At 38.7% G+C, this 8,766-nt stretch carries 9 protein-coding genes; 8 read left to right on the top strand and 1 reads right to left on the bottom strand.

Annotated elements, in window-relative coordinates; translation table 11 throughout:
• The 8 genes from LH47_RS13330 to LH47_RS13365 all read left to right on the top strand — a co-directional run.
• Positions 1 to 1,248: RHS repeat-associated core domain-containing protein (locus LH47_RS13330; protein ID WP_152619626.1), on the top strand; the 1,248-nt coding region annotated here is incomplete at its 5' end.
• Positions 1,249 to 1,271: 23 nt separating this feature from the next.
• On the top strand, positions 1,272 to 1,925 hold the full coding sequence (locus LH47_RS13335) for a hypothetical protein (RefSeq protein WP_014195316.1): 654 nt from the start codon (positions 1,272 to 1,274) through the stop codon (positions 1,923 to 1,925).
• Between the two features lie 269 nt (positions 1,926 to 2,194).
• Positions 2,195 to 2,626: a hypothetical protein gene (locus LH47_RS17175; protein ID WP_152619627.1), complete on the top strand. Its 432-nt coding sequence runs from the start codon at positions 2,195 to 2,197 to the stop codon at positions 2,624 to 2,626.
• Positions 2,627 to 2,687: 61 nt separating this feature from the next.
• Positions 2,688 to 3,602 carry a hypothetical protein gene (locus LH47_RS13345; protein ID WP_043968325.1) on the top strand — a complete coding sequence of 305 codons (915 nt, stop codon included), beginning with the start codon at positions 2,688 to 2,690 and terminating at the stop codon, positions 3,600 to 3,602.
• A gap of 73 nt (positions 3,603 to 3,675) precedes the next feature.
• Entirely contained in the window at positions 3,676 to 4,692 is a 1,017-nt protein-coding gene (locus tag LH47_RS13350) for a DNA polymerase IV (RefSeq protein WP_456059102.1), read from the top strand.
• A 128-nt stretch (positions 4,693 to 4,820) separates the two neighbouring features.
• Positions 4,821 to 5,597, top strand: a complete 777-nt coding sequence (locus LH47_RS13355; RefSeq protein ID WP_043968328.1) for a MerR family transcriptional regulator — start codon at positions 4,821 to 4,823, stop codon at positions 5,595 to 5,597.
• 343 nt (positions 5,598 to 5,940) lie between these two features.
• The gene (locus LH47_RS13360) at positions 5,941 to 6,642 is read left to right on the top strand and encodes a SatD family protein (protein WP_043968330.1); all 702 of its coding nucleotides are present in this window, start codon (positions 5,941 to 5,943) and stop codon (positions 6,640 to 6,642) included.
• 3 nt (positions 6,643 to 6,645) lie between these two features.
• Positions 6,646 to 7,530: a DUF3307 domain-containing protein gene (locus LH47_RS13365; RefSeq protein WP_043968331.1), complete on the top strand. Its 885-nt coding sequence runs from the start codon at positions 6,646 to 6,648 to the stop codon at positions 7,528 to 7,530.
• A 219-nt stretch (positions 7,531 to 7,749) separates the two neighbouring features.
• Here LH47_RS13365 and LH47_RS13370 read toward each other — a convergent pair.
• Positions 7,750 to 8,766, bottom strand: a 1,017-nt coding sequence (locus LH47_RS13370) for an IS4 family transposase (RefSeq protein ID WP_043968341.1), incomplete at its 5' end; no start/stop codon positions are given.

Consider the following 8,766-nt stretch of genomic DNA (forward strand, 5'->3'; position numbering starts at 1 on the left):
TTAGTGGAAGAACAACTTCCAGATGGTACGAACATCGAGTATTCCTATGACGGATTCGGAAATCGGAAGCAAATCGTGAAAACGAAAGATGGGCAGTCGACGACCACCGATGCAGATTATAACGCTGCCAATCAGTTGGTTCGTTTTGGAACAGAGACAATCTCTTATGATGCCAACGGCAATCGTTTAGAAGATGGAAAGTATCAATACGAATGGAATGAAGCAGACCAATTAGTTTCCATTACAAGAAAAGGAGAAAGCACGCCGTTTGTCACATACAAATATGATGAAGACGGCCGACGCATCCAAAAGAATGTGAATGGCGTCATTACGAACTACCATTACCAAGGCGACAGCCTAAACGTTCTGTATGAAACCGATGCAAGTGGAAATGTGGTAAGATCGTATATATACGGAGAAAACGGGCAACTCCTTGCCATGAAAAAAGGCAATGCGACGTATTTTTACCACTATAACGCCCATGGCGATGTCATCGCCCTAACGGATGCGCAAGGAAACATCGTGGCCCGTTACCAATACGATGCGTGGGGGAACATTCTTTCCCAATCCGGCGCATTGGCGGACGAAAATCCATACCGATATGCGGGATACCAATATGACCAAGAAACGGGTCTGTATTATCTGATTGCCCGGTACTACCATCCGGTGCATGGCGTGTTCCTTTCTCTAGACCCAGATCCAGGGGATGCGGACGATATCCTTACGCAGAATGGGTATGCGTATGCGAACAACAATCCAGTGATGTTGGTGGATCCAGATGGGCATTGGGTCTGGCTGGCCATCAATGCAGGGGTTGCGGCTTATAGTGCGTATAAGGCATACAAGTCAGGAAAAGGATGGAAAGGTGTCGCAGCTGCGGCGGCTATCAATTTTGTTGGTTTTGGTGGCAAGTTCAAAGCTGCTAGTAAAATTATTAAAGCTGTGCATGGTAATAGTCGATTCTCAAAGAGGATTCATCATGGGTATGAAATTTATGAAATAGTTAACGGTAAAAAACGTATAGTTAAAGTAGGTATTAGTGGTGCTAAGCTAAACAAAAACGGTACATCACCTAGGGCTAACCGTCAGGTCAATAAGTGGAATAAAAAAGCGGGGTATCAAAGATACTATGCTCGGATTGTTAAGAGAAATATTTATGGAAGAGAGAAAGCTCTAAAGTGGGAGAGAGGAAGAGCTTATGCAGTGAGAAAAGCTGGGGGTAATATGTATCTTCATGTCAGACCGTGATAACATAAAGAAAGGGGTAAGCTATGTTACTGAAAACATTTCTATTATTAGGAGAAGAAGGGATATCCGACGTTAAAAAAAGTTTTTCTTTTCAAACTAGATGTATTACCAAATTGTATGAACGGGTCTTTGATAAAAAATATAAAACCGCTGATTGTAGGCAGTTAAATTTCCATTGTGGTAATTACTCCGAGATGAAACTATTAGGATGTTTTGATGGTTTTTGTCAAGTCTTAGTGCCATATAATATTCAAGAATTTCTAGAGTATCCAGATAACAAAAAAAAAATAGAGATCCTAGAACTGTTGAAAAATAGCCTCGATTTTGTTATTAGAGAAAAAAATTGGGATCCTAATCCTTTTCAAGAAGCTTATGAGAGAGTAAAGGAGTTAAACTATATTAATGAGTTTATTTGGAACAAGCCTAAATTAAGTCCAAATAAAAAATACAAAGCTGAGGTACATTGTAATCACGATCTGTATGATTTTACAATAAAGATGGTGATTAAAGATAGAAAAGATAAAGTATTACTTGAAAAAAAAATAGTGTCAACTGAACCCGATGAACTTATTTACGATAGGTTTTTAGGTCATTTAATGTGGATAAGTGATGATGAAATAGCGCTTTACGAGAAAAATTCAAAGCGTTATACCTCTGTAAAATTAAGAGAGGCATAATGAATAGCTCTAAAATATTATCAAAGTTGAATCATTTTTCACCAGATTGACAGTTTAAAATTTTTCTTCAGAAGGACGCAAATTCGTCCTTCTGTTTTTTTATCCTATGGGGTTCCGTTAAGCAGCTTTCTTATTGTCTAGGGCACGGTGTGTTCCCTTCCTTGGATCCAGACTCAGGGGATGCGGGTGATATTCCCACGCAGAATGGGTATGCGTATGCGAACAACAACCCAGTGATGTTGGTGGATCCGGATGGGCATTGGGTGTGGATGGCAGTAGGAGCGTTAATCGGAGGAGTATCGTCGTATAAGTCTGCAAAAAGTAGAGGTCTCAAAGGTTGGAAGTTGTGGGGTTCTGTTGCAATAGGAGCTGGTTTAGGTGCTATCGGTGGAATAGGCTCAGGTGCTTACCGTGCAGCTAAAGTTGCAAGAAATATTTACAATATTACTAAGGGTCCTGCATATGTTAGAGGGAGAGCCGCGCACCAAGCATGGACAAAAGCTATGAAAAGAGTTGTTCCTGGAGGCAAATATGATAAACCATTAAGAGGTACTAAAAAACGTCCAGACCTTCAATTTTTTAGAGGAAGGGTTGTCGTTGAATTAAAACCAAAAGGTTCTTGGAAAAGAAGCTATGTAAAAAGGCAACTCAAGAATTATAAGAAAGCCGGCGCATGGATTATAATTAAGGCAAGTTATTAAAGATATTTTGGGACACACACTTAGAGTGTGTCCCTCTTTGATAGTTTTAGGGGTGAAAAATATGAATCAATATGAGGAGACGGTTAGAAATTTAGTTAATAATTTTAATGAGCATAATATAGATATAGTTGCTCAAGATTTAGCTAAGATGGGAAGGGACATAATTACTATCTTACAAAAATACTTTTATAAAGTAGATCCTAATGGTAAGATTGGGATATTAGAAACATTGAAATTATTAAATGACAGTAGTGTAATCCCTTTTCTGAAAGCTATTCTTGAAGATGAGACAGAGATATTTTTTGTTAAAGCTTATGCAGAAAGTGTATTGGATTTTTTAGAGGGTAAAGAAACTCAATTAAAAAGAAAAATTCACAATTTATCTAAAAAAAGTGGCACGGATTTAATCGCAGATATAGCTATGATAGGAACAATTGGCGATTACAATGCTATAAGAGAATTAGACAAAATCAAGACGGATAACAAAGAGGTACTGGAACAAATCAAGGTAGCAAAATTACAAATAATGTGTGGAATAGAAGAAATAATCAAGGAGTACAGAAAACCAGATTCCCGTTATTCTCATAAAGCATTAGCAGAGGCTATTTATCATTCATTTGATCATCCAGAAGCATCAAAAGTTATAATAGAAGATCTCTTTAGTGAGGAATTTGAGCGTATTTTTAGTGCCGTTACTCTACTTGCTTTCGCGGAAAAATTTCCTAAGGACAAAGTTACCAGGGATGTAGTAAATAAGTTCTTTGAAATTTTAACGGGTGATTTTAATACAACACTAAAGAATCATGCCATACTTGCAATAGGTAGATATGGAAATACTGATGATGCATCAAGGCTTGAAAGAATTGTTGAGGAAAAAAAGTATTTAACAAAAAAGAAATTTTGGAAATGGCTAAGTGAAAGCGCACTATTAGACGATATCAAAATCACAATAAAGAAATTGAAACGAAAGAAATAGACGATTCACACTCTAAAAGGCCGGTGAAAAAAGTACACCCTTATTAAGTGCCAGGCACATGTCGAACGCGACCATGCCTTTGTGGGAGGCAAAGAAGAAGTGTCCACAATTGGTGATCCTGAAACCTGATTTTGACCTATATCGAGAAATGAGTACGAAAGTTTTTCAATTTCTAGCAACTTTTTCGCCGATTTTGGAACCTGCTTCTATTGACGAGGGATATTTGGATATAACCAATCGCTATTCGTCGGGAACTCCTCTTCAAATCGCTCAGCAAATTCAAAAAGGTTTGTTAGAGACGTTAAAAATTCCCGTTAGCATCGGAATTGCTCCTAATAAGTTTTTGGCAAAAATGGCGAGCGATCTAAAAAAACCATTAGGAATTACAGTCCTTCGCAAACGGGATGTGCCAAAAATACTCTGGCCTTTGCCCGTTCAAGCGATGCATGGGGTTGGAGAAAAAACAGCAAAAAAGTTAAAAAGCATTGGTGTTTTTACCATTGGTGAATTGGCAAAAACGGAAAAAGGAGTGTTAAAAGACTTACTTGGCATCACAGGGGTCTACTTGCAGGAGCGAGCAAATGGAATCGATCACCGACCGGTTGATCCTGAAGCCGTTCTTAAATTTAAAACCATCGGCCATTCCACGACCCTTTCTCATAATGTTACTGAGGAACATACCCTCATTGAAGTATTGCGAAAACTGGCTTATTCAGTCAGCAACCGAATGAAAAGGAAGCGAGTCGTTTCCTCAACGATTCAAATTACGATTCGCTACGCTGATTTTCAAACGGTGACTCGAAGTAAAAAGTTATTGAATCCGTTTCAAGAACCAGAAGAAATTTTTGAATATGCGGTGAAGCTATTTAAACAGCATTGGAACGGAGATCCAGTAAGATTGTTAGGGATTACCGCCCTGGATGTATTGAACAAAAAAGAATCGATCAAACAATTAGATTTGTTCAGCTATGAAGAAGATGCAAAAAATGAAGCATTATTGAATGCCATTGAGCAATTAAAACGAAAATTCGGTGAAGGAATTATTCAACCCGTATCAGAACTTCTTAACAAAGAGAACAATCACTCCTAAAACTAGTCATTTAACATTTCGTCAAAATTTATAATCCTTTAAAAGTTTCGCTTGCACCTCCCGTTACGTGAGGAAGTATGATTGAAATGACCTCAGCTGCAATCATATTGGATGGGAGGAATTTGAAGATGAACAAGAAACCATATTATTCAATAGGAGAATTTTCTGAAAAGACGGGTACAACGATACGGACATTGCATTATTACGATGAAATTGGACTGCTCAAGCCTGAAAAGCATCCTAGTTCTGGACATCGCCTATACACCGATCAAGATGTACTAACGTTGCAAAAAATTGTAAGCCTTAAATTTTTAGGCTACAGTCTAGAGGAAATATGCAAAATGATCAACGAACCTAGCTTCGATTTAAGCTTAAAGGAAACATTACAAATTCAACGAAAAGCGTTTGAGGAGAAAAAAGAACATATCGAAAGAGTATTAAAAGCGATCGATCGAACGATTACCCTGTTAGAGGAAGAAGGGGAAGTAGACAGTACAATCTTAATGAGTCTAATTCACAACATCCAAACAGAGAAGGAACAACGCCAATGGCTAGAACAACATACGTCTAAGGAAGTGGTTGATGAGTTATTCAATAAACCTGAAGAAGAGATGATTGCATTAGACAAAGAATTTATCCATTTGTCCAAGGAAGTAAAAAGGTTAGCAGGAAAGCCCGTTCATGACCCTGAGGTACAAGAACTCGTAGAAAAATACATGAAGGTAGCCCTTGAATTTGTCAGTGAAGAAGCGGCGAAAGCTTTCAGTGGGTTAGATGAGACAGAAATAGAAGAACTCAAGAACAAGTTTCCGTCTCCGCATACAAAGGAAGAGGACGAGTGGTTTCAACAAGCGATTGAGTATTATATGATCAAGAATGGCATGCATGAGCCAAATGTTGATTGAAAAATAAACAGTTCTATGTCAACTGTGGAGGTGCACTTGATAGGAAGTGCACCCTCTTTTATATGGATGAAAGTTAGATCCGTGAACATAACACTGTTTTCTGCAAGCAAAAAATGCAGAGTTTTCCGTTGGGGTAGCCCTTGAAATTTAACAGTGCCTCCCATCTCTGTAGAATCCATATTCGCTGTAAGATGAACAAGGATTGTATAATCCTGCTCACAACAAATTGGTTATTGCAAATGCGACGAATTTTTACTATCCTTGTATCAGCAAGTATATGTTGATATTTTTTCAACAACATCAAAAATGTTGATATATATTCATCAACAAAAAGAGGGATATTATGAAACCAACGTCAGCAATCTGTTTCGCAGCAGATGTCAAACAGTCCAAACGGATAGAGAAAGAACATTTAATTTCCATACTGAAAGAATGCCAGCAGACAATCAACAAACAATTTGAACAAGACTTGCTTGTTCCGTTTGCCATTCGAAATGGCGATGAACTCATTGGCGTCATGAAAAACTTTTCGCATGCCTATCCGCTGATCAACCAGATTTTCCAACTGTCACGGCTCCATCGTTGTCCTTTTTATTTAGGCATTGGAATTGGAGAACTGGAAACGGATGAAATAAACGTTCATACGATGAATGGAAGCGCTGTGTTACATGCATTTGAAGCAAGGGACAAACAACTAAAGAAAAAAAGTGAGCAAGCAAAAATTTGGAATGATGTTGAAACCGAGACAAGCTTTTATTTTTCATCCGAACTTGTCCCGCACGAACCACTTAACGCCTTATTAAATGTAATCGTCACAACCAAACGAAAGTGGACGGATAAGCAAAAACAAGTCATCGAATTGATTGAACAATTTCCCGAATGGACGTATGAAAAAATCGGAAAACATTTAGGGTACAAATCACCTATTTCGACCGTCAGTTACTTACTGAAACGTGCTGATTACCAAAAAATCAAAGCAGTAGAAGATAGCTTTACTCAATTGCTAGTGCTGTATGAAAATCTCTTGAATCGTAGGGAGCGATAAAATTTGTGGATTTATTTTTATGCTGCTCATTTGCTGGGGGATTTTATTTTTCAATCGGATTCATTCATCGAGCAGAGAAAGAGTAAACCCATCATTACACTAGCCAAGCATGTTGCTATTCATGTGATTTTAATGGCAATGGCTAGTCTCGTGATTGCATTCGTCAATCCATCTATTACTAGTGCAACCCTTTGGTCATTTGGACAAGCTATTTTAATAATCTCTATTTTTCGCTTTGTTATTGATTACGGAAAAATAAAATTAAGCAAAAAAATGAATAGAGTAAGTAGTCACGCACTGTTGTTTCTCATCGATCAAGTTCTTCACTTTTTGACCATTATTTTTGTACTTCATTATTTCACTGCCACGACGTCAGAATGGTCATTTATGGACAATATCCAAGCGTTTTATGCGGTGTTTACAGGTAATGCTAGTATTTATGAAAAGATCGCTGCTGTCATTTGCATTTTTATTTTAGCCACTTATGGAGCTGGTTATTTTCTTGGAATTCTCTTGCAAAATATTGCTCCAAACAGCGAATTGCAAGAAGGAATATATCGCTTATCCGATGAAAAGACAGAAGTAAAAACGAAATATGAAAGTGATGGAAGAACAGAAACAGAGATCACCACGATCAAAACAGAGCAGTATTTTCATGATTCACCAGCCAAAATTGGCCAAATCATCGGCATGCTAGAGCGGGCTCTGATCGTGATCCTGATGATGATCGATTTACCACAGGGACTTGCCTTTTTAGCAGCATTAAAAACATTAACCCGATTTAAGCAATTTGAACACAAACAATTTGCGGAATATTATCTGATTGGAACACTATCGAGCGCTATGATCGGAATTTTACTCGGAATCGTCGCTTCAAAAATATGGTGAAAATTATAGTTTTCTAGGATATAGAGCCATTGTAGCTTTACCCTTATATTAGGGACATACGAGCGAGAACCCTCCCATACCCGTCAAATTTAGTGTTAAGGGTCGTTGTGTCCATACGCAATGTTTGTGATCATTAGCTGAAGAAAAAGAATACCACATGTTTTAGGCATGCCAAATAACCCTCTTGGAGAGGGTTATTTGGCGTTTTTATAAATCTAATCAATAAATACCCAATTTAACCAAGAGATCCGATGCCGTTTCTTTTCCTTTCCTTCGATCCTTTCTTCCATGTTTTCTCAATAGAAGGAGGAGAGAAGAAAGGCTGATTTCTTCCTTGGATAGGCGCAAAAGCAGTTGTTGCCAATAGGATTGGAGAACATCTAGCGCTTTCCGTTCGCTGATTTGAATCCCTTTTGTTTGTTGCCAATACGTTCGAGCTTGAAACAGAAAGGTCTGAGTCACCAAAATGGCAATCAACGTCCCATATACATGGCATTCGAACCGTTCTTTCTTCATCTTTTTCACTTTCTCCAAATCAAAAACGGACTTCCACGCTTTAAACAGCAATTCAATTTGCCACCGCAAAGAATAAAGCTCATAAACCTGTTGCCCATCAAACGACTCTTGTGGTAAATTAGTCAGTAAGATGTGGTATTTCTTTTGTTCGAGGGTTTGGCGTGTCAGTGCCTTCCCTTTTCTTTTTTCCCTTTTTCGCACATACGCCATCCGTTTTTGCCATTCTTCTTCCGTCAAACGTCGAAAAATCAAGCGTGGGATATACAAACGCTCATGCCCGATGTATACATGTTCCATTTCTACTGATTCCCCTTCCTTTAATTGATTCCCAAGAGATTCCCAATCCCATTCCTTCCACTGGCTATTCTCTTTGATATACACTTTCATATCGGAACGGAGCCGAGTAATATAATACGCTCCTCGGGCGTCGATCTCGGTTAGTGCGGCAACGGAGAAAAAGCCCAAATCCCGAATACATAGGTCATTCGGCAAAATCGTGTGCTGGGCATGATAGGCAAAACGGGCGTCCGAGTCATTGGCCGATTGAACGCATAGTTGAAGACAGGCACCAGACAACAAGTCATATTCAAACTGAATTTTCGCTCCTGATGAGACGGAACCTCGGTAGTCCTCCCCGTAGTCGGCAGGAACCAAAAAACTGGTCGAATCCAAAATCCGCAAGCGAGTAAAACACGTCCGGTAGGTTTGGATGGTGGACCA

It is taken from the genome of Anoxybacillus thermarum (genome assembly GCF_000836725.1).
Lineage (GTDB): Bacteria > Bacillota > Bacilli > Bacillales > Anoxybacillaceae > Anoxybacillus > Anoxybacillus thermarum.